The organism is Desmonostoc muscorum LEGE 12446, from assembly GCF_015207005.2.
Lineage (GTDB): Bacteria > Cyanobacteriota > Cyanobacteriia > Cyanobacteriales > Nostocaceae > Nostoc > Nostoc muscorum.
In genome coordinates this window covers 6,882,064-6,905,802 of record NZ_JADEXS020000001.1, presented here as the reverse complement: position 1 = coordinate 6,905,802, position 23,739 = coordinate 6,882,064, and the positions used below count along the sequence as shown (strand labels likewise).

Genomic DNA, 23,739 nt, shown 5'->3' with positions numbered 1-23,739 from the left:
AAATCACAATTATTTTTAAATTTCACAATGTTAAATAATGACAATAGTTAGCATTTAAATTTATTTATAGTTAATAACTTACATAAATTAAAGTATTCAGCACTAAATTTGAAAAACTAGAGCCAAAAATTTTAATTTTGACTGCGCCAATCTCGAATCTAAAAATTAAATCTGTTTGTAGCATAAAAATAATAATTTATTTTTGATTAAGAGGAATAGTAATCACAAATTCAGCCCCACTTCCTCGCTGGGAAATACATTCCAAGCTGCCACCATGCTTTTGTGAAATAATTTGGTAACTAATAGATAAACCCATGCCAGTACCTTTACCAATGGGCTTAGTACTAAAGAACGGGTCAAAAAGTCGCTGCTTTACTTCCTTCGATATTCCTAATCCATTGTCAGCAATGCGAATAACTACTTGTTTTTCGCTAGTGAGTTCAGTATGAATGCGAATCTGAGGAGAAGTCATTTGTTCTTGGTCATTTGTCATTTGTCCTCTCTTAGTAAGTTGAGCCACTGCGTTGGACGGATCTTTGGGCTTAGAGAAAGTGCTGTCTGAGCGGAGCTTTCCTCCATTCGGACTTTGCGCTTGGCCATTTGTCATTTGCGATTCGTTTGATACCAATGACCAATGACCAATGACAAATGACTCTTCAATCGCATCGATCGCATTTGCCAAAATATTCATAAATACCTGATTGAGTTGTCCTGCATAACATTCCACTACAGGTAAGTTACTGTATTGTTTGATCACCTGAATGGCAGGGCGGTCAGGTGTGGCCTTGATGCGATGTTCGAGAATCATTAGAGTACTATCGATTCCCTCATGGATATCTACCTCTTTCATATCAGCTTCATCCATACGAGAGAAATTGCGTAAGGATAAAACAATTTCTCGAATTCGCTGTGCCCCAACTTTCATTGAGTTGAGGAGTTTGGGCAAGTCCTCTATCAAAAATTCTAGGTCAATCTCTGCTGCTAATTTTTCAATTTCAGAGATGGGATGGGGATGGAGTTGCTGATAGAGTCGAACAAATCCCACTAGGTCTTGAATGTAGTCGTTGGCGTGGGTGAGATTGCCGTAAATGAAATTCACAGGGTTATTGATTTCGTGAGCAACACCAGCCACCAATTGTCCCAAACCTGACATTTTCTCACTTTGGACAAGCTGCATTTGAGTTTGCTGGAGTTCCTCAACGGCTTTTTCTAAATCTTTTGTCCGCTGCTTTAACTGAGTTTCTGCCCGTACACGCTCAGTAATTTGAAATGTTGTTCCTACCAACCGATAGATTCTACCTTCACTGTCTTTGAGGGGATTAATTGTAGTTAGTGACCAAATTTCCTCACCTTGGAAAGTCAAGCATTCTTCGTAGGTCATGGGCACACCTGCTTCTACGCAGTTTACATATCTCTGACGGACTGCTGCACCCTCCACAACACCAGACACATCTTCTGGTGTTTTACCAATTACTTCTGTGCTACTGATACCAGAGACACGTTCTGTAGCTGGATTCCAACCGGTGAAGCGAAAGTCCCCATCTTCTAGAACATCCACTGCAAATATCAAATGTTCAGATCCCTCATAGACAGTCCGAAGGAATTGCTCTTTCTGTTGGAGTTGCACTTGTGCTAGTTTACGCTCCGTGATGTCAGTAACAGCACCAACAAAACCAACGTTCTGGCCTGTGGAATCTTTCAGAGAATAAGACCTGAGGAAAGTCTGCATAATCCGACCACTAGCAGACTGTTGCTCAACCTCACCTACCCAGGACTGACCCGAAATAGTAGCTTGCCATATCTCCTTGGCAATTGCCGAGTTAGTAAACACAGCAGAAAAGCCTCCAAATTTCGTGAAGTCCTGCACAGTTTTACATTCATACAATTTGGAAAATGCCGAATTTTGGTAGATATGATTACCCGCAGCATCTGCTATGCCAATAGCATCACTGGAGCTTTCTACCGCTTGCTTGTAAAGCATTAATTCTGCTTGTGCCTGTTGCCGTTGAGCAATCTCAGCTTGTAGTGCCTCGTTACTTTTGATTAATTCTTTAGTCTGTTCTTCTACTTGTCTTTGGAGTTCTGCATAAGCTTGCTGGAGTGCCTCGTGGGTTTGTTGACGCTCCTTCATATCGTTAACGATTTGCAATAGAAAGGCAATAGAAACATTTTCCTGTTGGTTTATAAGTGGACAAGTACTGGCGAGTTCCCTTAGGTGATTGCAGGACTCATTTATTTTGTTGTCCTTTTGCATACTCGAAGTCCTGTTTGTAACTGGAGTTGAAATGCACTTTCGTTCTCAAAGAAGTTCTCTGAGGCATTGCTTCTGCTGTTTTAGTATTCCCTGTGTCTGTTATTTCTCAACAGACAATACTAAAAGTGAGAAGTTATGATTTATAACTTCTCACCCTTAACTTCTAATTCCTGACTTTCTCAATAGATCCCAGGGATTGGGGACTGGGGACTGGGGATTGGGGACTGGGAAGCTTTTTTATAATCTCCCCAGACTCCCCCATTCCCTACTCCCTATTCCCCATTCCCCATTCCCTTTTACACAGGACTGACTTTAGCTCTATAAAGCAGCTTGTCACCTTGAAGGTAACCAGTGTACCGCACCTTGACTATTTCTCCAGGTTGTGCAGTTCCCTCCATCAATTGGTGTAGTTGGGGATCGTAGGGTACTTCTGCTCCCACAAATGCGATCGCTTCCACTCCCCACCCTTGTAAAAGTTTTTCTAGGGGTTTCTGTACCAACGGCACTATTTTGACTGCTGCTAGCTGTGGATTTTCCTGGGCTTTTTGTGCTGCTGTTGGCCATTGCAACAACAAAGGCTCCAGCAGTTGTAAAGTTGACTGCTGGAGTTCTTGTAGTAATATTTCTCGCTGCTGTTGTAGTTGAAACTGCAAGCGATCGTACTCTTTTTTTAAATTTGCAATTTCTTGTAATAATTCTTGATTATTATTGGACTTTGGACAAAAAGAAGTTTATTCGCGAGTGTGACTCGCGAATAAATGAATGATTAATCTTGTTTATAGTGACGAGCAGAAAAAAGCATAGCCATCAGACCCCCAACAAATAGTAATATCAACTACAAAGTATCTTTGGGTAAATACTGATGGCTATGCCAAAATTTAATAACAATCAATTAATAGCGCAATTTCAAGATTTTAGACAAAAAATTTACAACTGTTTTTCTTCATGTAGCGACGCCTGTATGGATTTGTTGGATGCGCTTGCGGGTAATACGGGAGCCAATTCAATTGCGGAGTTATCTTTAAGTCCTTTGTTTCCCAGAAGCTATAATTCTATTTATAAAGCAATTCAAAAATCATTTAATACAAATATTCAGGAGAAGAACAATGAAGAAGAAGAACAAGAAGAACAAGAAAAACCCAATAACTTAATTAGGGTGGTATCTGAGTTAATTAAGCAACCACAACAACGCCCTTTTTACTTATTCGCTCTTGATACAACACCGCATCCGCGTCCTTACGCGAGGACTTTAGCTGAACGTGGGTATATTTACCAGCCAAATACTATCAAGGGTAACAAACCGATTAATATTGGTCATTCTTATTCGATACTTTCTATCTTACCAGAGAAAGAAACTGGGAATGCCGCCCCTTGGTCAATACCAATATCAGGAGAAAGGGTATCACTTGATAAAACTGGTGTTGATGTGGGTAGTGAACAAATTTCCTCAGTAATGTCTGATTCATCACTGCCCTGGCAGGAAAAATTGTGCGTCTTAGTAGCAGATAGCGCCTATAGTCAGCGTTCATTTCTGTTTGACCAATCCAAACACAAAAATGTGGTAGTGATAGCCAGAGTTCGTAGTAATCGAATTTTCTACCAATCTCCACCCGTTGATGAGTCAAAGAAAAAACGTGGTTGTCCAAAAAAATACGGTGAACGGTTTAATTTAGCTGATGTTGAAACTTGGCACTCTCCCGACGAGACAACACAAATTCAGCAGACAACCTGTAAGGGTCGTCTTTTAAACATCACCATACTCGCTTGGCATCAAATGTTGATGAGGGGAACCAAGCACCAAAAAATGTATTGTCATCCTTTTACTCTGCTCAGAATTCATGTGACTGATGATACTAATCAATCTCTCTGGAAACCAATGTGGTTAATTGTCATAGGTGAGCAACGTGGAGAAATCTCACCTACGGTTGCAAACCATTGCTATAGACAAAGGTTTGATATTGAACACATGCTGCGATTTAGCAAGCAGCGTTTGTTGATGACGCAGTTTCAAACTCCAGATGTTTTGCATGAGGAAAATTGGATACATTTAGTAATCCTAGCTTACGTACAGTTGTGGGCGGCAAGGGAGTTAGCAACACACTTACCCAGGCCATGGGAGCGTTATTTAGAACAAAACAATGATAAAATTGCCACTCCAAGTGTAGTGCAACGCGATTTTCAGAGAATTATTTCAGAGATTGGTACACCCGCTCGTTCTCCCAAAACCAGAGGAAATTCCATCGGTCGAGTTCAAGGTCAAGTTCAAACACAACGAACTAAGCATCCTGTTGTCAAGAAGAAGTCAAAATCAACACTCGCTAAAGTCAAAGCCGCATAAATTTTCTTAGGCTTTAGGCGTTTAACTCAGTCTGACTCAGTTTGTAAAATAACTGGGGTAATTTCTGATGACTAGTTTTTTGTTCGCGAGTGTGACTCGCGAACAAACTTCTTTTTGTCCAAAGTCCAATTATTAGCTGCTGTATTTTGTAATAATTCTACATTTGAAAAAGTTGTGACTAATTCACTCAATGACATCTGTAGCACTGGCGACAGCTTCAGCAGCACATCTACCCGCATCTGCTCTAGTTTTCCTTGCCGTAACCGCAAAATTTGACCCTCTGAGACACCAGCAGCACGGCTGAGCGCTTTAAAACTAGAAATACCCACTCGTTGCATTAAATTTTGTAACTTTTGGGTGAAATCAATATTGGGCATGGGGAAGTGGGGATTGGGTACTGGGGATTGGGTATTGGGTATTAAGAGTTAAAAGAATTATTTCCTAGTCGCCAGTCGCCAGTCCCCAGTCCCCATTCCTATTCTTCCAGCAAACTTCTCAACATCCAAGCTGTCTTTTCGTGTACTTGCATCCGCTGAGTCAATAAATCGGCGGTAGGTTCGTCGTTAACTTCGTCCACTACGGGGAAAATAGACCGTGCAGTTCTGACTACGGCTTCTTGTCCTTGTACTAGTAACTGGATCATTTCCACAGCTTTAGGAACTCCAGGAGTTTCTGGAATCGAACTTAATTTGGCATATTCGCTGTAGGTTCCTGGTGCAGGATAACCAAGCGCTCTAATTCTCTCGGCAATTAAATCAACTGCTAACGCTAATTCTGTATACTGGGTCTCAAACATTAGGTGCAGCGTTTGGAACATCGGCCCTGTCACATTCCAATGGAAATTATGAGTTTTCAGATACAGTGTGTAGGTGTCAGCCAACAGCCGAGATAATCCCTCGGCAATTTTCGCCCTACTCGCCTCGTCAATGCCGATATTTACGTTTTTGACTGTTACTTGTGATGACATAATTTTCTCCTAATTAGGTTATATGTAATTGGGGAGTGGGGAGTAGGGAGTGGGGAGTAGGAATTGGTTATTAATTATTCTCCCTCATCTCCCTCATCTCCCTCATCTCCCCCATCTCCCCCATCTCCCCCACTCCCCACTCCCCATTCTCTATGCCAAGTGCATCTTCAAAACGCTACGGGGTGCTTTACGGACTCTGGCTAAAACGGTTTCTTTGCCTAAACGTTGGCAAGCTTCATACCGATGGCAACCAGAAAAGCCATAATATTGTCCATCTACTTCTAGAACATCTATCGGTTCTTGCTGCCCAATCTGGGCAATCGATTCCATTAAGGCTTGTACTTTATTTGGATCGTTTGCACGGGGCAACGGGCGTTTAATCTGATTTAATGGAATTTCTTGGACTCTAACCATAAGGAGTTTATCAATTAGTTCTGTCTTGTGCCTTTAAATAAATCATAATCGTTATGACTTTGTTTTGCAAGTAGTGTTTATTTGGGGCAAAACTGGTAATGGTATCATTGGAGCACTCATGCGACAAAAAGACCGCGCTACAAAGCAATTGGAAAATCAGCTCCAACGCCGCATTCAGGGGCAAAAGACGCTCAAGTACTCGCTATCGCTTTGCTATCAGGTAGCCATGAAATTTTCCTTTTGGCGTTTTTCCTACACTGTGGTGGCGACATTTAGCCTATTGGGACTGACTGCGGCATCGGGGCCTGAGAGCAATATTCAGGATGTAGAACTGAAAATTGGGATTGTGCAGCGATTTGGCGCCGAAGCCACAGCGAAACTGCAACTGGAACCGACAAAGGGCGATCGCTTAAAGCTAAAATTTCAAACGGGTAACAAGCAGCAAGTTGTGGTTACCAATAAGCCTGTGAAGCTGGAAACAGTTATGCAAGCTTTACCCCAGCCAGCAGTTGAAGAAGTGGTAATCTTGGGTACGTACCGCACCTTTGAAACTGCGGAAGACAGTGCAAAAAAATGGCGTTCTCAGGGAATGGAAGTGGAAATAGCCCAGCCAGAACGCTGGCAGGTTTGGGCGAAACGCGACGTTTACAGCACTCCTTTACTGCGACGCTTGTTGTTGCAGAACATCCAAGCTACTAACGGAGAAAAAGTATATCTTGATACTAAAATTACCAAACAAGTACCGCGAGTGAGTTGGGTGGTGGATGGTAAGCGCTACAGTCTAAATCAGTTGGAAGTCACCACTGATAAAAACTTGATTCGGGTGAATAAAAGCGATAAGCCAGAAAATGCTCGTTTGTATGCAGGGCGGCTAAATTTACAGCCAAATGCTTACGGTACATATACTTTAGTTAATGAAGTACCCTTAGAAACTTATTTGCGTGGAGTTGTGCCTTATGAAATAGGCATTGATGCACCAACAACGGCGCTAGAAGCCCAAGCAATTCTGGCTCGCACTTATGCCTTGAGAAATTTACGTAGATTTGCCGCAGATAACTACCAGTTGTGTGCTGATACTCACTGCCAAGTTTATTATGGATTGAATGGAGCAGCTCTTAAAACAGATAAAGCGATCGCTGCAACTAGGGGTAAGGTACTAACTTATAAAAACGAACTAGTAGACGCCTTGTATTCTTCCACCACTGGTGGCGTCACCGCCTCCTTCAGCGATGTCTGGAATGGTGAAGATCGTCCTTATCTGCGCCCTGTAATCGATGCTGCTACTAATCTTTGGGACTTGTCGAAGCAAAGTTTAGCCGATGAAAAGAACTTCCAAAAGTTTATTAATATGCAACAAGGTTTTAATGAAAGTAAGTGGAATATGTTTCGTTGGCGGAGGGAAACTCGTTTAGAGGATATTATCAAGGATTTACAGAAATTTTTGCTTTCTAAAAATAGTCCTCACGCCAAATTTAAGACAATCCAGGCTATGGCTGTGGTGAAGCGAAGCCAGAGTGGACGCATCCTCGAACTCGCTGTCAAAACTGATAAAAGCACATTTATTCTCCACAAAGACGAAGTTCGCAGTGCTTTTGCCGCTCCCACAAGTACACTTTTTTACATAGAACCCTTGAATAAAGGTAAACCAGAACTGTGGGGATACGCCTTTATTGGTGGTGGATTAGGACATGGAGTCGGCTTGAGTCAAACTGGCGCTCAAAATTTAGCTAAACTTGGTTGGTCGAGTCAGAAAATTCTGCAATTCTACTATCCTGATACTGAGATTAAAATTCTCAGTCAAGAGATTAAGCTTTAAAGCTAATTAGCACGGCAACTTTAGTCATGAACAAAAAAATCGAGTTGTAAGTTCGCTAATTTATATCCATAAAAACACTGGCAACGCTTGTTTCAAGGGCAGTTTTAACCGATAAATAAAGTTAGGGAATTAAACTTTTTTATACCCTAACTTCATAAATATGTGAATAAAGCAGGAACACAATGAATTTTATGTTCCTGCTTTGTTATAAAATTAGGCTTTTTGTCAAACTATGATGAGAAAAGATACATACCATTAGGAGAATATTTCTCGTGAAGTAGCTATACTGTAGCTTCGGTACAGTATAAGCTTCCTGTGTCACTTGCTGTTGCCATGTTGGGGATATCACAGGGATATTCGGAACTTAACCCGATGATGGATTTACACAGCATTTCTGGTCTTTCGACGTTTATCTTCTCAGTGGAAGAACCCAGGCAGGCGGCCGCCTCCCGCAGGCAGTTTAATTGTTTTACGCACAACGTCACTTGGGATTTCAGCAATGGCTTACCAGCGGATGACGTTGTGAACATCAGTAACTCTTGCAAGAGATTTTATTGTTGAGAGGCCTAACTTTTAGTAGAGATCTTCTTCTTTGTGAGTTTCGATTACCAGATCAGAGGTTGGGTAGGCGACACAAGTCAGCACATATTGAGCTTCTATCTGATCGTCATCCAAGAATGACTGATCACTCTGATCGACAGTACCCGAAATGATTTTACCTGCACAGGTCGAGCAAGCACCAGCGCGGCAAGAGTAGGGTAAATCAAGACCAGCTTCTTCAGCAGCGTCTAAAATATATTCATCATCAGGAACTTCAATCGTTTTGTTCAGCCCTTCGGCTTCGTTGATTAGTGTGACTTTAAAACTTGGCATTGGGTAATCCTCTCTTTTGCAAACGGCAGCATAAGTTATGCTAAAGCAAAATTTACGGCTGCTCTTATGGGATTAGCCGCCCTTTTATATTTGCTTCAATTCTGATACTACGAGAAAAATTAAACGATGTGACTGTAAATCGACCCCGATTAGTAATGAAATTTAGTTAGTTAATACAGATAAGTTTTCTTTATAGATTGGTTGGGGCATGGGGCATGGGGAGATGAGGCAGATGTGGGGACGCGGGGATGTGGGGACGTGGGGACATGGGGAATAAGCAATGATGAATCCTATTACTACAAGTGTGGGAGGATGAAAAACAGAACTAGTGAGGATCATGTATAATTCAGAGGCAGCTTTGGAAAAAGCAAAAGTGCGTGTAGGTTTGGTAGGTACTGGATATGCGGCAAAGTTTCGGGCTGAGGCGTTGCTGAATGATGGGCGAATGGGAGAAGGGCAAGCTGCGCGATCGCACTTAGTCGCAGTTGTTGGTCATATCCCAGAAAAAACCCAATCCTTTGCCGAAGAGTACGAAATTGAAGCGTTAAGTTCTTGGCAACAGTTAGTAGAACGCCGAGATATAGACTTGGTGGTGATTTCCACTGTGAATCGAGATCATGGGGCGATCGCTCGTGCAGCCCTTACCAACGGCAAACATGTGATTGTCGAGTATCCGCTTTCCTTGGATGTGGTAGAAGCTGAGGAACTCATCGCCTTGGCTAAAGCAGAACAAAAGCTCTTACACGTTGAACACCTGGAACTTTTAGGTGGTCTGCATCAAGCTTTGAAACAAAACTTAGCCAAAATTGGTGAAGTGTTTTATGTCCGCTACAGCACCATCAATCCCCAGAATCCTGCACCCCGCAAATGGACTTACAACCACGATCTGTTCGGTTTTCCGTTAATTGGCGCACTGTCGCGCCTACATCGTCTCACTGATTTATTTGGTACAGTATTTACTGTTAACTGTCACCAGCGATATTGGGAAACAGAATCAGAATATTACCAAAGTTGTTTATGCACTAGTCAAATCTGCTTTAACAGTGGACTTTTAGCCCAAGTAGTCTATGGTAAAGGCGAAACTATTTGGCAGTCAGAACGTAAGTTTGAAGTTCATGGTGAAAAGGGCGCTTTAATTTTTGATGGCGATACAGGATTTTTCATCCAGCCAGGGGAAACAACATCTATAGAGATTGGCCCTCGGCGGGGTTTGTTCGCCAAAGACACGATTATGGTATTAGACCATCTTTTTAACGGCACTCCTTTGTATGTTACCCCAGAGGAGAGTTTGTATACCCTAAAGGTTGCTGATGCTGCCCAAAGAGCAGCACAAACAGGGTTAACTATATTTATGAAAGATATCTAGACAAAAATTGATGAGAACCGAACTAATTGTTATTTTATCCCAACGAGAATTAGACAAAATGCGTCAAGCTGGGCGCTTGGCGGCCAAACTTCTACAGCACTTAGAACCAATGGTAAAGCCAGGGGTTAGTACTCTGGAAATCAATGATGAAGCTGAACGTTGGACACAAGCGCATGGAGCAAAAAGCGCACCCCTTGGTTATAAAGGTTACCCCAAGTCCATTTGCACTAGTGTAAATGAGGTAATCTGTCACGGCATTCCGAACGCCAAGCAAATCCTCAAGGAAGGTGACATTATTAATATTGATGTGACGCCGATTGTTGAAGGTTACCACGGCGATACATCTAAAACATTCATTGTGGGTACTCCATCTCCAAAGACGAAAAAGCTGGTGGAGGTGACAGAGGAGTGTTTGCGCTTGGGTATTGCTGAAGTCAAACCAGGGGCACGCATTGGTGACATTGGTGCAGCCATTCAAGAATATGCTGAAGGACAAGGCTTTTCTGTGGTGCGAGATTTCGTGGGACACGGCATCAGTAACATTTTTCACACCGCGCCGGATATTCCCCACTATGGCACACGCGGTAAAGGTAAGCGCCTCAGACCAGGAATGGTTTTTACCATCGAGCCAATGATTAACGAAGGAACTTACGAAGTCGAGGTTCTCAGCGATAAGTGGACTGCTGTAACTCGCGATCGCAAGCTTTCTGCCCAATTTGAGCATACCTTAGCTGTGACTGAAGATGGCGTTGAAATTCTCACCCTAGCTGAAGGCGAGAATTACTGGGGTGTATGACAGCATACAGGAGTGGGCATTGGACATTGGGACTGCTGTACATGGATAGTGGGGCGTTGAGCCAGTGCTGAGTGAGGAGTTAAGAGTTCTTCTCCCTCACGGCGTAAATACAGCAACCATTTAAAAACCCTAAAAACTCGATTCCATAATACTTTTCACTTCCTAGTCCCTTAGATGAAAAATTCATGGTTCAGACTCTTGCTGCGGAAAACGTCACACTTGAGCAACTAATATTGCTTTATGGATTAGAGTTAGTTGATTCGGAAGAATTCTTTCGAGAGTGGCAAGATGATCTACCAGAACTGACAAGTTTAGAAAAGCAGCTATTGGATCAAATCAAGGCAGGTTACATAAATTTACGAAACTATCCGCCTTTATTAGAAAATACAGTTAACACAATTGTGTTATCGCCACTACTATTCATTGGGAAGTTTTATTTACCTCCTTTTCATCTCAAATTAGAAAAAACTATTGAGATTCAAACACAAGACAACCAAACTATTATTAAAGGAAGAATCGACTTCTTACTTCTCAATCAAAAATTCTGGGTAACAGTCATTGAGTCAAAACAGGTTGCTTATTCTGTAGAAGCCGGACTTGACCAAATTTTGGCATATATGCTGGCTGCGCCCCAGTCACAAGATGTAGTATTTGGCATGATTACTTCTGGTGGCAGTTTTATGTTCATTAAACTGCTCAAAGGTCATCCTCCTCGATACGCAACTTCAGATATTTTTGATGTCCGAAACCGTGGTAATGAGTTATATGATGTTCTCCGAATTTTGAAAGGTATTAGCGAGTTGACAGAAAATAATTAATAAATAGCAATGCAGTAAGCAAAACTATAGCGATTTTCATTTGAATGAGGTCTATGGGTCAATACGGTTTAGTTAAGGCTAGCACTCTTCGTCAAAGTCATTTTTTTAACGAACCACAGAGGCGCAGAAGACACAGAGAAAAGAGAGAAAGAGAAGCAAAAAATGCTTAAACTGAACTGTATTGGTCTATGGGTAGGGGCGCACAGCTGTGCGCCCCTACGAGGATCTATTTTTTTCTGTACCTCACCCATGCGGGAACCGCTATATTGTTCTCCTGATTATCGTCCCAATTTATTTGGAATACCTTCACAACCACCAGGAATAGTATTTCTAGTTTTTTCGCCACCCCAAGCACAACAGTAGTAACGTGTAGACTCAGACATCCGTTGCACGTCAGTAAAATCAGCTTTTTCCACTACAGCGCCAGTTTGTTCGCCGGTTTGATAATCTGGTGGTTCGGTGCGACTGCGGGGTGATGCTTTATCCACCACACCGTAGAACAGGCGAACTCCGTTGAGGTCAGCAGCAGTGAGATTAGCATCATATAAAATAGTGCGGGAAAGGTTGGCTTTTACTAAGTCACAGCCGGCCAAATTAGCGCGGACAAGATTAGCTTCGCTGAGGTCAGTCCAACGTAAATCAGTACCAGAAAGGTCTGCTGCTGCCAGTATTACGCCTAAATCGATGACGCGCACACCTTCGAGGCGGTCTTCTGCATATCCGCCAGTACCGTCGAGAATGGCTCTACCTAATAGACGATCGCGTTTTAGAGGTGACAGCAACTTAGAACGTGAAAGAAAGCGGAGAATTTTCGCTTTACCACTACCATCGACACTGCTTAAAATTGCCGCAGTGCGTCCTTCAGCGATCGCTCTTTCTTGAGGCCAATCTTCTAATAATCCTTCTTCATCTAAGACTAAGTCGGAAACGCCTTGAAAATAGGAATCAATAGTTTGCTGCTGGGTGATAATATTTTGCTGAACTGTTAGCATATTTTGCTGAATTGTCAAGTCTTTGGAAATCACGTATTGCCGCCAAGCTACGTAAACAGCGATGATGGCGATGAGAATTTGTCCCAAAGCGCCAAACCATTCGGCTAGGCTACCAGCAGTTTCCCAGTTAATTTGGCGTCCTAAAAGCAGCAAGCGATCGCCAACACCTGTGAACCGGATCAAGCCGATGATGGCGATGATTAATCCGAAAAAGCCAACAAACAGCGTCCGTTCTAGGGGTGAAAACCACTCGTCAAAAACTTCTAGGAACCAAGGCAATAATATTGCTAGGGATAACAGTAAAGTCATCAGTGTGCCGACAACGCCGACGATCCAGTTATTCAGGATAAGTCCGATGAGAGTGGTGGCGATGGCAACAAAGATCAGCAGCAATGCCCTGGGTTTGACTGTGAATTGGTTGCTAATGGTTTGTCTGAAGCCAGAACGAGCTTGTTTGAGAGCAGTTGTATTTTGGGAAGATTGCAAAGACGAAATAGTTGCTAGGGCTTGTTGTGTCGCTAGTGCTTCTGAGGTGAGATGATTCTCAGTTGCGCCACCGTCAAAGTCATCTGGTTGCAAGTCGTGTTCTGGGATAGGTTCTGGGGTTGGTAGATTTGAGGAATTGGATTCAATCGTCATGTTTTCTATTTTCCCCCAGCAGACTCAGTTCAACATCTGTTTTATCAGAAATTGTCCGGAGTTCCAGTCGGTGGTGTCAAGTTTATATTTGGTCGCAGAGTTGATTGGCGATCGCTCCACTCCTCATGTTATCAGTAACCGACAATTTTTTTGTTACAATTATTGACCCAGGTCAGATACCAACGACGAAAAGCAAACTGATACTGACAGAACAACTCAAAAAATTATTAAAATCGGGGATTTTAATAATCATAAAACGCTTCAAATAATTACGGGAAGACTCTTTTCACTGGTTATAGGGATTGTTGAAGGAGAATACAGAATTCAGAATTCTGAATTCAGCAATCTTGAGCGTGGGGATTCAGATCCGCCACTGATTGAAGACCACCAAATCTATGATTTGGTGGTTTTCAACGCGATTATTCAGACGCTCCTGCGTCGCTAACGCTGCGCTATCCGCCAGTCGTACAAAATTCATTCTGAATTCTGACTCCTGACTCCTGAATTCTGTTTGATAAATTCACAATTACTCTGCTCTTACAGTTACTCTAACCTGTTAAAGTAAAAAGTATTACCTCTATTAATAATTGACGCAATGAATATTCAAGAAGCTTTTAATAACTCCGCCGCAGATTATGATAACTTGCGTCGTATTTTAATACCCTGTTTTGATGATTTTTATAAAACAGCAGTTGAAATTATTCCAAGTAATCGCTTGGCATCACTGAAAATTTTAGATTTGGGTGCTGGTACTGGACTCTACTCAGGTATGGTTCAATCAATCTTTCCTAATGCCGAATTTACCTTAGTGGATTTAGCTTTTGAGATGCTGGAGAAAGCTCAGTTTCGATTTAGTAAGATGGGAAAATTTCCCCGAATTTTAATTGGGAACTATGTAGAAGTTGATTTGGGCGATTCCTATGATCTTGTTATATCAGCCTTATCCATTCACCATTTGCCAGATTCTGATAAGCAAAGTCTCTATCAAAAAATTTACAATATTCTCAATCCCGGAGGGATGTTTGTTAACGCCGATCAGGTGTTGGGAAAAACTACTGATTTAGAAAAACTCTATCGTCAACACTGGCTGAATTCTGTACTTGCTTTGGGTATTTCACACGAGGATCTTAAGGCTGCACAAAAACGCATGGAATACGATTGTATGACACCCTTAGATGTTCAACTTAGTTGGTTAGAAGCCGCGGGGTTTCAAAATGTGGATTGCTGGTACAAAAATTTTAGCTTTACAGTATTTGGTGGGTATCGACCAATTTAGCTTTAAAAAGCTTGTTTAGAATTGATATCAAGCCCAGCTAATTAGTTATAATTTCCGAATCTTAGACTTAATTCAAATTTCTTCAACTATAGCTTTGACAAAATTTCTGGCAACAACTGACTTGGAACTTTCGATAAAGCTAGATTTTGTCCCTGTATCCCTAATTCATTATGAAAAGCACGAATAGTTTTCACTAAATAACTAAAGGTTGTTTGATAAGCTTCTGGTTGTTTACCTAATCCATTTAGAGCTTGTAAATGATGATCTAATGCTACTTCTAAATGTTGTGAACGTGTTGCTTTATCCCCATTAAAAGATTTATCTATTACTAACTGATAATGTGCCAGTCCCAAGTTATTATGAGAGGCAAGCAAATCAAAACTTAAAGGATTACCGCTCAGGGAATGAGCCAGAGCTATAGCTTCTTCGTAAGCATTAATGCATAATTGTAGGTATTTTTGTCGTGCTTCTTTAGTTGTTTGAGATAAATTTGCTAAATGCCAATAGGCAGTACCCAAATTATTTTGTGTGGCGGCGCAGGCACTAGGAACATTAGCTGGGGTACGATATTTTAGAGCTTCGCTATAAACATCAATAGCTAGTTGTAAATTTTCGGCGGGTTGTTCGTATTGTGCCAGATTCCAATAGGCAGTACCGATATTGTTTTGAATCATGCCATACTTGAGCGGTTCCTCTTGGGGGTTGTAGTGTACAAGTGCTTGGTTGTAAGCTGCGATCGCCTTCTTTAAATGCACAATCGGTTGATTATATTGCCCTAAATGCCAGTAAGCAGTACCCAAGTTATTTTGGCAAGCAGCATACTTTAATGAATCCATATCCGCTGTACGGTAGCTGAGTGCTTCGCTGTAAGCTAAAACTGCTTGTTGCCAATTCTCCGACGGGTGAGAAAAACGAGCTAAATCACCATAAGCTGTCCCTAAATTATTTTGCACGCGGGCGTAAGTTTCTGGATGTGTCTGGGGTGAGATCGTATTTAACGCCAACTGATAAAATTCTATTGCTTGTTCTATATAAGTTTGTCCCTCTTGAGAATTAGGTGGCGTCCGGGATAACATCCAATAAAGTGTACCCAAATCATTCAAAATATCTGGGATTTGCGGCGAAGTTTCGTCATAGCTAATTGCCTCTTGATAGGCAATAATTGCCACCATCAAATTTTCTAAAGTTGACTCTCCTTGCTCAATGCGAAGGCGGTATAAGTTGCCTAAGCGATGATAAGCTTCTGCTAGTACTTCCCCAGGAAGTTCCTGTAAATGTAATTCTTCAATCTCCAATAAAATTTGCTGCGGTTGCCAGTAATCTTCTGTATCTTGAATAATCTTGGTGTTGATTGATGCTAATACTAATTCCGTTAATTCACTGCTAATATGAGATAAAGAAGATAGTAATTGCTGATCGTTTCCACTACCAGATCTAATAGTAGATTCCTGCTTTTGTGGCAAAGTCTTCGATAAATCTATGATTGGTGCCACAATTTCCTGGGTTTTATCTACGCTATTTGCTTGTGTCTGTGCAGGGAAAGCAGAATTATTCTCAAATTTTAATTCGCTAACTGTTGTTTTAAGTTCTGCTTGGCTAACAGATTCATCTAAAATAGAATGCTCAAGATTCCCTACATCCAAACTTCTGGAATTAGAAAAACGTTCTGGATAACCCGAATTTTGATTTGCTGGTGTGGGTTCTCCGGCAAACACAAATACGCCAGTACGGCAACGCCAAAACTGTGGTGCTGATTGTTGGATAGCAGACAGCCAAGGACGCGGTATCCACAACAGCAAGTTAGATTCTAAAAATCGACTGGATTCCTGGGTAGAAAAATATTGCTCGCTCAACCGAAGATAATGCAAAAATAAACGCTGTGTTGCTACTGGTTCCTTGGTTAGCTGCTCCACGCCTACAATCTGAAATGCAGGTATTGGAGAAGGCCTTCCTGGAGTATCTTTTGATGCGCCAACAATTGGCGGTGGATAATTAGCCAACCATTGATTAATCTGAATTATGGGATTGGGATCGTTTAAATTCAAACGTAACGTGACTAATCGCGGATAAGCTGGAGTGCTATTTTCTTGGGTATTTGATGGCTGATATAGCACTTGTCCCACAGGATAAGCCAATGTAGAATGCAAACGGGCTGCCACTTGGTTTCTCAAGTGTAAATCATCACATACTGCCAAAAAAAGTTGTCGTCGTAAACCAAGACTTAAGGCAAGTTTTAAGCGTTGGTATACTTGCCGATTCCAAGTAGAATTGTCGTTGTGTGCAGTATCATTCACGCTCATGGCGGCTAAAGAGCCAAAACACAGTATATATCACCTTTGTGGGTGCATCGAAGTCAGCTAAGGGAACTCCAAGAAATAAATTATCCAATTTTGTGGGGGAGCAATGCGATTTTGTGAGATGGGGAGGCAGGGGAGGCAGGGGAGGCAGGGGGAGAGAAAGAAATAAGTGTATTTTGGGATATTTTAGTATAAACAAACAAGATTTTCTCTTCACTCCCCCTGCTCCCCCTGCCTAAGAAAGCTCTTTTCACGATGATCTCACTTTTTCGCGTTGCTCCCTATTGTGGGGTGGGCATCCTGCCCGCCCAGTCCATAGGGCGGGCGAGACGCCCACCCCACAAGAGTTAATTGGATATTTTTTTTTGGAAGTCCCTAAAAATTTGATTATGAAAATGATTTGGAAGTAGATGTTGTGCTGCTAAGGATAATAGCAATTTTGGATTTTGGATTAAAAGTCCTAATTAGCAAACTGTTCGGTGGAACTCCAAACAAGACTATTTATCCCAGTTTGGTAGAATAATAAAGTATGTAATTATACTTAATTACTAACTCAATTTTAACAAAAAATAAAAAAGCAGGTTCCTCCTGAAATCGGAACCTGAAAAACTACAAAAATGAAATTTTATTAAAATGTTTTACGCTCAACCGTTTTAGGAAACAAAGAAGGCAACTACAATTAAGCCACCAACCAAAGCTGTAGCGGCGATTCCTAGTATGATATAGGTTCGCTTTTGCCCTTCCGTAGGAGGTTCTGCTTGATAAACCTTTGGTTCCTTGGCAAAATTGTTCAGGCGACCGCCTTCTTCGGTTGTATAAGGCATGAATTAATTCCTTTATCTTTATTCTTCATTTAATGTTACATAAAATGGTAGATCGGCTCTGAAAGTGGTAGACAAATCGTTACATTAGGGATTGGGGATTGGGGACTGGGGAAGAGGATGGAGGGACAACAGGAATTGGGGACAAGGGGAAAGATTTGTTGCAAATTGTTCCCCCATCTGCTTATCCCCAGTCCCCAGTCCCCAGTCCCCAGTCCCCAGTCCCCAGTCCCCAGTCCCTAACCACTAATCGTCCCAGTCAGAGGTGAACTAGCACTGGCGTAGTCTTTGATGGGCATTCTACCTGCAAGGTATGCTAGACGACCGGCAACTGTTGCTAAATTCATGGCACGAGCCATTGCTGGGGGGTTTTGAGAAAGAGCGATCGCACTATTAATCAACAAGGCATCTGCTCCCAATTCCATCGCCTGGGCGGCTTCTGAGGGGGAACCAATCCCAGCATCTACCACCACTGGTATACTCGCATTTTCGATGATGATTTGGATATTGGCGGTTGTTTTCAGCCCTTGTCCAGAACCAATGGGCGACGCTAAGGGCATCACTGTAGCACAGCCTACATCTTCCAATCGCTTGGCTAACATGGGGTCAGCATTAATATAGGGCAATACTGCAAAACCTTCTTTAACTAGTTGTTCTGCTGCTTGGAGTGTCCCAATAGGATCAGGTAGTAAATACTTAGGATCGGGTATTACTTCTAACTTGATAAAATTATTATCTTCCTGTCCCAACAATTTCGCCATTTCTCGCCCCAAACGTGCCACCCGAATGGCTTCTTCCGCAGTTTGACAACCTGCGGTATTAGGCAACATCCAGATTTTTGTCCAATCCAAGGCTTCAGCTAAACCTTCATGTCCAGGTGCCTTGGTTTGTACTCGTCGCACCGCTACAGTCACAATTTCGCAATCACTGGCGGCGATGCTTTGCTGCATTTCTTCAATGCTGCGATACTTACCAGTTCCAGTCATCAACCGGGATTGGAAGGTTTTTCCCGCAATAATCAGTGGGGAACTTGTAGAGACGCGATTCATCGCGTCTGCATTTATCGCGTCTGCGGTACGGTGTCCATTGGAAAAATTGGCGGAGTGAGTCAGCATTGAAGTGCGGGTAGATGGCTTGGACTGGAAGCGCGAGTAATGGAAATCAGCAAGTAAAGGGTCAGATTTTTGTTCTAAGATGAAATCGGCTATCAATGCTGCTGTGACGGGCGCAAGTAGAATCCCGTTGCGGTAATGACCAGTAGCAAGGGTTAAATTTTGACAATGGCTGGTGCCCAGGATGGGTAATTCATCGGGGGTGGCTGGGCGAAATCCCCACCAAAATTCGAGTATGGGATAATGCTTTAATTGCGGATACAGCCGGATGGCAGCTTGTAGTAATGTTTGAATCCCCTCTGGGGTGTTGTGGGGTGTAAAACCAACATCTTCGCTTGTTGCCCCAATAATCAAGGAGCGATCGCGTCTCGGTACAATGTAAATATTTTGCCCAAACAAAATCCGCTTCAAGGGCAATTCTGGTACAAATTCCGGTACTCTCACACTCAGCATTTGCCCTTTTCGAGGACGCACGGGTAGCGGTAACAACTCATTTGACCAAGCACCGGAGGCTAAAACATAGTGGGCGGCGCGAATTACCCCAGCATTGGTTTGCACGCCAACAACTTGTCCTTGTTGCTGTAAAAATCCTTCTACTGTAATGCCGTCTTTGAGTTCAACACCAATAGACTCGGCCGCTGTCCACAGTACTTGAGCTAGAGCCTTATTATCAACTTGTGCATCTTCAGGATACCACCAGCCACCGACTACTTCTGCTCCCAATCCTGGCTGATATTGATTGATTGCTTCTTTGTCTAACCAGTAAGCGGGGGAAGAAGGGCAGGGAGCAGGGGAGCAGGGAGCAGGGGAGAAGAATTTTTCCCCTCTGCCCCCTTCCCCCTGCCCCCCTGCTTCTTCAAAAACGGGTGTGAGGATACCACAAGGCCAATAGTTGGTATTTAAGCCGGTCAATTCTTCTAGTTTACGCGTCCAGTCGGCATATAAAGCACGCGATCGCCAACACAAGGAACGCATCGCCCCATCCGGGATTTTTTCGGCATCTGGTGCCAACATCCCGGCGGCGGCGTGGGTAGCAGCAGCCTGGAAATCACGACAAAGCACGGTGACATGTGTCCCGCGCAGTTTTAGTTCAATGGCGATCGCTAAACCAATAACGCCGCCACCAATAATTACAATTTCACTAGTCATTAGTCATTTAGTCATTGCTCATTAGCCATTGATCATTAGTGCATGACTAATAAATCATAACTAATAAAGGAATAACTAAAGACTAACAACCTTTACCACAAAGCTCGAATTGGTTCGCTGCTGGAATTGCTTGATGGCGTGTCTGTTCCAGAAGTGTCTGTATTAGAGTCTGTATTAGAGTCTGTTGTACTGTCAGGAGATGAGTTTGAATCGGAAGGATTCTGAGCAAGGTTGCTTCTGTTATCAGGTCTTGGCGCTACAATGGAGCGCTGATTTGGATTTGTTTGGGTTGTTTCAGTTTCTTCAGTTGCAGTTTCATTGTTCTGGCTGCCAGCACTGCTATTAACATTAATATTAGCTGGCAGAACTTTCGCTGCTTTGCCGCCAGGATTGTTAGCAGTTTGTACGCCCATAGGAAAGTTGATGCCTAGTAATGTACCAAGCAAAATGGCTAGACCTCCAGCCATTAATATTAGGGGTGTCCATCTACCCATCTTGTTTTACTCCTTTTTAACCTTTTGGTGTCCACACTATTCGAGAACCTTGTCCCCAAAATCCATCAAATTTTGTCACATTCACATCGCCTAAAATCTGCGTTTGGCAAGCTAAACGCAGGTTTGTTGTAGGAGAATGGGGAGGAAGCGAACGCCGTGTGCGATCGCGCCAATTCGCTACTGATACTTCGCCCTCTACCTTAACCGCGCAGGTACCACAACTGCCAATACCTCGACAGTTTATTACCTTAGCACCGTCATTGTAGAGGTCAATACCATTTTGCAGCAAAATTGTGCGGAGATTGCTTCCTTGCTCACACTCAATTGTTTTACCTTGAGCTAGTACCTTAGGCATTTTTTAAATTGCCAAACTGGCTTTTTGTTGTATATTGACATATCGCCTCGAAAGTTGTCTCGTCGGTCCGAGTTTTATGACCACAATTTCTTCACCTCAACTTTGGCTCTATGACACTACACTACGGGATGGCACTCAGCGCGAGGGGCTATCTGTCTCGATAGAAGATAAGTTACGCATTGCCAAAAGACTCGAACAACTGGGAATCCCCTTTATTGAAGGCGGTTGGCCTGGTGCTAATCCCAAGGATGTACAATTTTTCTGGCAACTCCAAGAAGATCCGCTCAAACATTCAGAAGTTGTTGCTTTTTGTTCGACTCGACGCCCCAACACCTGTGCGGCAGAAGAACCGATGCTACAAGCGATTTTAGCTGCGGGAACTCGCTGGGTGACGATTTTTGGCAAGTCTTGGGATTTACATGTCACAACCGGACTCAAGACGACATTGGAAGAAAATTTAGCAATGATTCGTGACACTATTGAGTACCTCCGTTCTCAAGGGCGTCGCGTGATCTACGATGCTGAACATTGGTTTGATGGCTATAAGCACAATCGAGATTATGCTTTACAGACATTACAGGCAGCGATCGCATCTGGTGCCGAGTGGCTAGTCCTGTGTGATACCAATGGCGGCACTTTACCCCATGAAGTTAGCCAAATTGTCCAAGATGTGGTAACGGTGACTGGGGACTGTGTATCGGGGACTGGGGACTGGGGACTAGGAAATAGGAAAGAATCTTCCCAGTCCCCAATCCCTAATCCCCAATCCCCAATGCCCCAAATTGGAATTCACACTCATAACGATTCGGAAATGGCGGTTGCTAACGCAATAGCCGCCGTTATGGCAGGGGCAAAGATGGTACAAGGCACAATTAACGGTTACGGTGAACGTTGTGGGAATGCTAACCTCTGTTCGTTAATTCCCAATTTACAACTTAAACTGGGTTACAGTTGTATCTCAGGAGACCAGCTAACACAACTTACAGAAGCGAGTCGTTTTGTGAGTGAGGTGGTTAATCTTGCTCCTGATGAACATGCGCCCTTTGTAGGACGTTCGGCTTTTGCTCACAAAGGTGGTATTCATGTATCCGCTGTGGAACGTAATCCCCTGACTTACGAACACATGCAACCGGAACAAGTGGGGAATCGTCGCCGCATCGTCATTTCGGAACAGTCGGGACTGAGCAATGTTTTAGCTAAAGCCCGCAGTTTTGGCATTGAATTGGATCAATTAAAGGCAGAGGCTAAGCAAATTCTCCAGCGCCTCAAAGATTTGGAGAGTGAAGGATTTCAATTTGAAGCAGCAGAAGCCAGTTTTGCACTGTTGATGCATGAAGCTTTGGGAGGACGCCAAAAGTTTTTTGAAGTCAAGGGTTTTCAAGTCCACTGTGATTTGATTGAGGGAAAAGAAGCTAGCAACGCTTTAGCCACAATCAAAGTTGCTGTTGAGGGTAAAAATATTTTGGAGGCGGCGGAAGGGAACGGCCCGGTTGCAGCTTTGGATGCAGCTTTACGCAAGGCTTTGGTGAACTTTTATCCCCAAATTGCAACTTTTGATTTGACGGATTACAAGGTGCGGATTCTCAACGGACATACGGGCACTGCGGCGAAAACCCGTGTGTTAGTAGAATCGGGCAATGGTCATCAACGCTGGACAACGGTAGGAGTTTCTACCAACATTTTGGAAGCTTCCTATCAAGCTGTGGTGGAAGGCTTGGAATATGGTTTGTTGTTGCACTCCCAAGCTGAAGCAGCCGTGAAAGCTTCGAGTTGACAAATAGGACTTTGTAGTGTAATGACTTTTTACACTATTTAATGAGAATGAGAGGCGATCGCCTCTCATTTTTGTGCAATACTTTTGGGCGTAGCTGAAGTTCAATTAACGCACTCGCTCGCCCCTGGTGTCTACTTACTAGAGAGCGTTAATTAGGTAATCGAAGTAAGTACCAACTTCGCCAACATCTTCTCCAGACAACATCGAGATAGCGATGTTCTTCATAGCACGGACACTTTCAGCAACGGACTCAATTGGAGTGCCGAGGGATTTGTACATTTGGCGAACACCAATGACTCCGATTTCTTCAATTGGTGTAGCATCTCCAACGGCAACGCTGTAAGTAATCAAGCGCAGGTAGTAATCCATATCCCGCAGGCAGGTGGCAGTCATATCTTTGCCGTAGGCATTACCACCCGGAGAAACAAGGGTTGGACGCTTTTGGAAAAGTTCGCTTGCGGCTTGTTTAATAATGCGATCGCGGCTTAAAGTTAAAGCTTGCACAAGGCGTAGACGGCGCTCACTACTGGTAATAAACATCTTGATCTGGTCGAGTTCTCCAGGGCTGAGATAGCGAACCTCGGCATCTGCATTTAAAATAATTTTCGTAATAACACTCATTAGTTAACTCCTGAAAGATTTAAATTAGGTCTATCTGAAACGGTTAAATTATTTACACCTTGAACCTGCGAGAGCAAACTGTGCAAGTTCTCACCCTCAATCACTTTTGTTTCTAAGAGTTGAGTAGTGTGATGCCTCCAGAATGAACAAAGCACAAGGTGATAATTTACTATTTCCTTCCCTACAGCATCACAGGGTACTGTTTTATTTGTGGGGTTATTTGATTAACTACGTCATAAAAGTTAAGACAAGCATCTCGAACTCAAAGCTCAAAATGAAGTTTAGATTAACTTCTTAGCTATCGAGCAGCCTATATTGGTTAAACTGCAACTGCTGACCTACAAAATATTCCAGAAGTGAAGCAAGCCTTGACCAGAAAAAACTTCAATGAGAACGGCGGATATGAAGCCAATCATGGCTAAACGACCGTTCCAGACTTCAGTCTGAGGTGTAAAGCCCCAAAGCCAAGCATTGCGCTGATTGTTCATTGAAGAAGCGATGTTTGTGTTAGCTGACATGGTTGATACTCCAAATTTTGTGACTGTAAGGAATTACTCAGTTGTGGAA

The 23,739-nt window shown here is 42.9% G+C and carries 20 protein-coding genes and 2 pseudogenes; 7 read left to right on the top strand and 15 right to left on the bottom strand.

Annotation, left to right across the window (positions count from 1 at the left end; all coding sequences use genetic code 11):
• Positions 1-196 precede the first annotated feature (196 nt).
• Both IQ276_RS28675 and IQ276_RS28670 read right to left on the bottom strand, forming a co-directional pair.
• Positions 197-2,254, bottom strand: a complete 2,058-nt coding sequence (locus tag IQ276_RS28675; protein ID WP_193922703.1) for a PAS domain-containing sensor histidine kinase — start codon at positions 2,252-2,254, stop codon at positions 197-199.
• Between the two features lie 296 nt (positions 2,255-2,550).
• Positions 2,551-2,955: pseudogene (locus IQ276_RS28670) on the bottom strand (nucleotide exchange factor GrpE); the annotation flags it as partial.
• Between the two features lie 161 nt (positions 2,956-3,116).
• On the opposite strand from IQ276_RS28670, the gene IQ276_RS28665 reads away from it, so the two are divergent.
• Positions 3,117-4,592 (top strand): NF041680 family putative transposase, encoded by a 1,476-nt coding sequence (locus tag IQ276_RS28665; protein ID WP_228043575.1) that lies wholly within the window; start codon positions 3,117-3,119, stop codon positions 4,590-4,592.
• Between the two features lie 143 nt (positions 4,593-4,735).
• Here the strand turns inward: IQ276_RS28665 and IQ276_RS28660 are convergent.
• The 3 genes and pseudogenes from IQ276_RS28660 to IQ276_RS28650 all read right to left on the bottom strand — a co-directional run.
• Positions 4,736-4,969, bottom strand: a pseudogene (locus IQ276_RS28660) (helix-turn-helix domain-containing protein); the annotation flags it as partial.
• 98 nt (positions 4,970-5,067) lie between these two features.
• Positions 5,068-5,559, bottom strand: coding sequence for a Dps family protein (locus IQ276_RS28655; protein ID WP_190876408.1), 492 nt, complete (start codon positions 5,557-5,559; stop codon positions 5,068-5,070).
• A 150-nt stretch (positions 5,560-5,709) separates the two neighbouring features.
• A complete protein-coding gene (locus IQ276_RS28650) occupies positions 5,710-5,973 on the bottom strand; it encodes a ParB N-terminal domain-containing protein (RefSeq protein ID WP_073644197.1) in 264 nt (87 codons plus the stop codon).
• Positions 5,974-6,091: 118 nt separating this feature from the next.
• Between IQ276_RS28650 and IQ276_RS28645 the strand changes: the two genes are divergently transcribed.
• A complete protein-coding gene (locus tag IQ276_RS28645) occupies positions 6,092-7,789 on the top strand; it encodes a SpoIID/LytB domain-containing protein (protein WP_193924518.1) in 1,698 nt (565 codons plus the stop codon).
• A gap of 281 nt (positions 7,790-8,070) precedes the next feature.
• On the opposite strand, the gene IQ276_RS28640 is transcribed toward IQ276_RS28645, so the two are convergent.
• The gene (locus IQ276_RS28640) at positions 8,071-8,319 is read right to left on the bottom strand and encodes a hypothetical protein (protein WP_190876410.1); all 249 of its coding nucleotides are present in this window, start codon (positions 8,317-8,319) and stop codon (positions 8,071-8,073) included.
• Positions 8,320-8,362: 43 nt separating this feature from the next.
• A complete protein-coding gene (locus IQ276_RS28635; protein ID WP_193924516.1) occupies positions 8,363-8,662 on the bottom strand; it encodes a ferredoxin in 300 nt (99 codons plus the stop codon).
• Positions 8,663-8,999: 337 nt separating this feature from the next.
• On the opposite strand from IQ276_RS28635, the gene IQ276_RS28630 reads away from it, so the two are divergent.
• The 3 genes from IQ276_RS28630 to IQ276_RS28620 all read left to right on the top strand — a co-directional run bounded on the left by IQ276_RS28630 (position 9,000) and on the right by IQ276_RS28620 (position 11,642).
• Positions 9,000-10,028, top strand: a complete 1,029-nt coding sequence (locus IQ276_RS28630; RefSeq protein ID WP_193920200.1) for a Gfo/Idh/MocA family protein — start codon at positions 9,000-9,002, stop codon at positions 10,026-10,028.
• A 10-nt stretch (positions 10,029-10,038) separates the two neighbouring features.
• On the top strand, positions 10,039-10,824 hold the full coding sequence (gene map / locus IQ276_RS28625) for a type I methionyl aminopeptidase (RefSeq protein WP_190876413.1): 786 nt from the start codon (positions 10,039-10,041) through the stop codon (positions 10,822-10,824).
• 185 nt (positions 10,825-11,009) lie between these two features.
• Positions 11,010-11,642, top strand: coding sequence for a restriction endonuclease subunit R (locus IQ276_RS28620; RefSeq protein ID WP_193920202.1), 633 nt, complete (start codon positions 11,010-11,012; stop codon positions 11,640-11,642).
• A 278-nt stretch (positions 11,643-11,920) separates the two neighbouring features.
• Here IQ276_RS28620 and IQ276_RS28615 read toward each other — a convergent pair whose 3' ends face one another.
• Complete coding sequence (locus tag IQ276_RS28615) at positions 11,921-13,273, bottom strand: pentapeptide repeat-containing protein (RefSeq protein WP_193920203.1); 1,353 nt, start codon at positions 13,271-13,273, stop codon at positions 11,921-11,923.
• Positions 13,274-13,868: 595 nt separating this feature from the next.
• Here IQ276_RS28615 and IQ276_RS28610 point away from each other — a divergent pair.
• Positions 13,869-14,549, top strand: coding sequence for a class I SAM-dependent methyltransferase (locus tag IQ276_RS28610; protein WP_193920204.1), 681 nt, complete (start codon positions 13,869-13,871; stop codon positions 14,547-14,549).
• 86 nt (positions 14,550-14,635) lie between these two features.
• On the opposite strand, the gene IQ276_RS28605 is transcribed toward IQ276_RS28610, so the two are convergent.
• From IQ276_RS28605 to IQ276_RS28585, 5 genes are all read right to left on the bottom strand, one after another.
• Positions 14,636-16,849, bottom strand: a complete 2,214-nt coding sequence (locus tag IQ276_RS28605) for a tetratricopeptide repeat protein (protein ID WP_193920205.1) — start codon at positions 16,847-16,849, stop codon at positions 14,636-14,638.
• A gap of 650 nt (positions 16,850-17,499) precedes the next feature.
• Positions 17,500-17,670 carry a photosystem II assembly protein Psb34 gene (gene psb34 / locus IQ276_RS28600; RefSeq protein ID WP_190876418.1) on the bottom strand — a complete coding sequence of 57 codons (171 nt, stop codon included), beginning with the start codon at positions 17,668-17,670 and terminating at the stop codon, positions 17,500-17,502.
• Positions 17,671-17,906: 236 nt separating this feature from the next.
• On the bottom strand, positions 17,907-19,928 hold the full coding sequence (gene thiO, locus IQ276_RS28595; RefSeq protein ID WP_235116055.1) for a glycine oxidase ThiO: 2,022 nt from the start codon (positions 19,926-19,928) through the stop codon (positions 17,907-17,909).
• A gap of 92 nt (positions 19,929-20,020) precedes the next feature.
• Positions 20,021-20,422 (bottom strand): hypothetical protein, encoded by a 402-nt coding sequence (locus IQ276_RS28590; protein ID WP_193925716.1) that lies wholly within the window; start codon positions 20,420-20,422, stop codon positions 20,021-20,023.
• Positions 20,423-20,438: 16 nt separating this feature from the next.
• The gene (locus IQ276_RS28585; protein ID WP_073644517.1) at positions 20,439-20,777 is read right to left on the bottom strand and encodes a 2Fe-2S iron-sulfur cluster-binding protein; all 339 of its coding nucleotides are present in this window, start codon (positions 20,775-20,777) and stop codon (positions 20,439-20,441) included.
• Positions 20,778-20,853: 76 nt separating this feature from the next.
• Here IQ276_RS28585 and cimA point away from each other — a divergent pair, with 76 nt between their 5' ends.
• Positions 20,854-22,551, top strand: a complete 1,698-nt coding sequence (gene cimA / locus IQ276_RS28580) for a citramalate synthase (RefSeq protein WP_235116054.1) — start codon at positions 20,854-20,856, stop codon at positions 22,549-22,551.
• 138 nt (positions 22,552-22,689) lie between these two features.
• Here cimA and apcA read toward each other — a convergent pair whose 3' ends face one another.
• A complete protein-coding gene (gene apcA / locus IQ276_RS28575; protein ID WP_193921420.1) occupies positions 22,690-23,172 on the bottom strand; it encodes an allophycocyanin subunit alpha in 483 nt (160 codons plus the stop codon).
• Between the two features lie 338 nt (positions 23,173-23,510).
• Entirely contained in the window at positions 23,511-23,690 is a 180-nt protein-coding gene (locus IQ276_RS28570) for a CAB/ELIP/HLIP family chlorophyll-binding protein (protein ID WP_193921422.1), read from the bottom strand.
• Positions 23,691-23,739 lie beyond the last annotated feature (49 nt).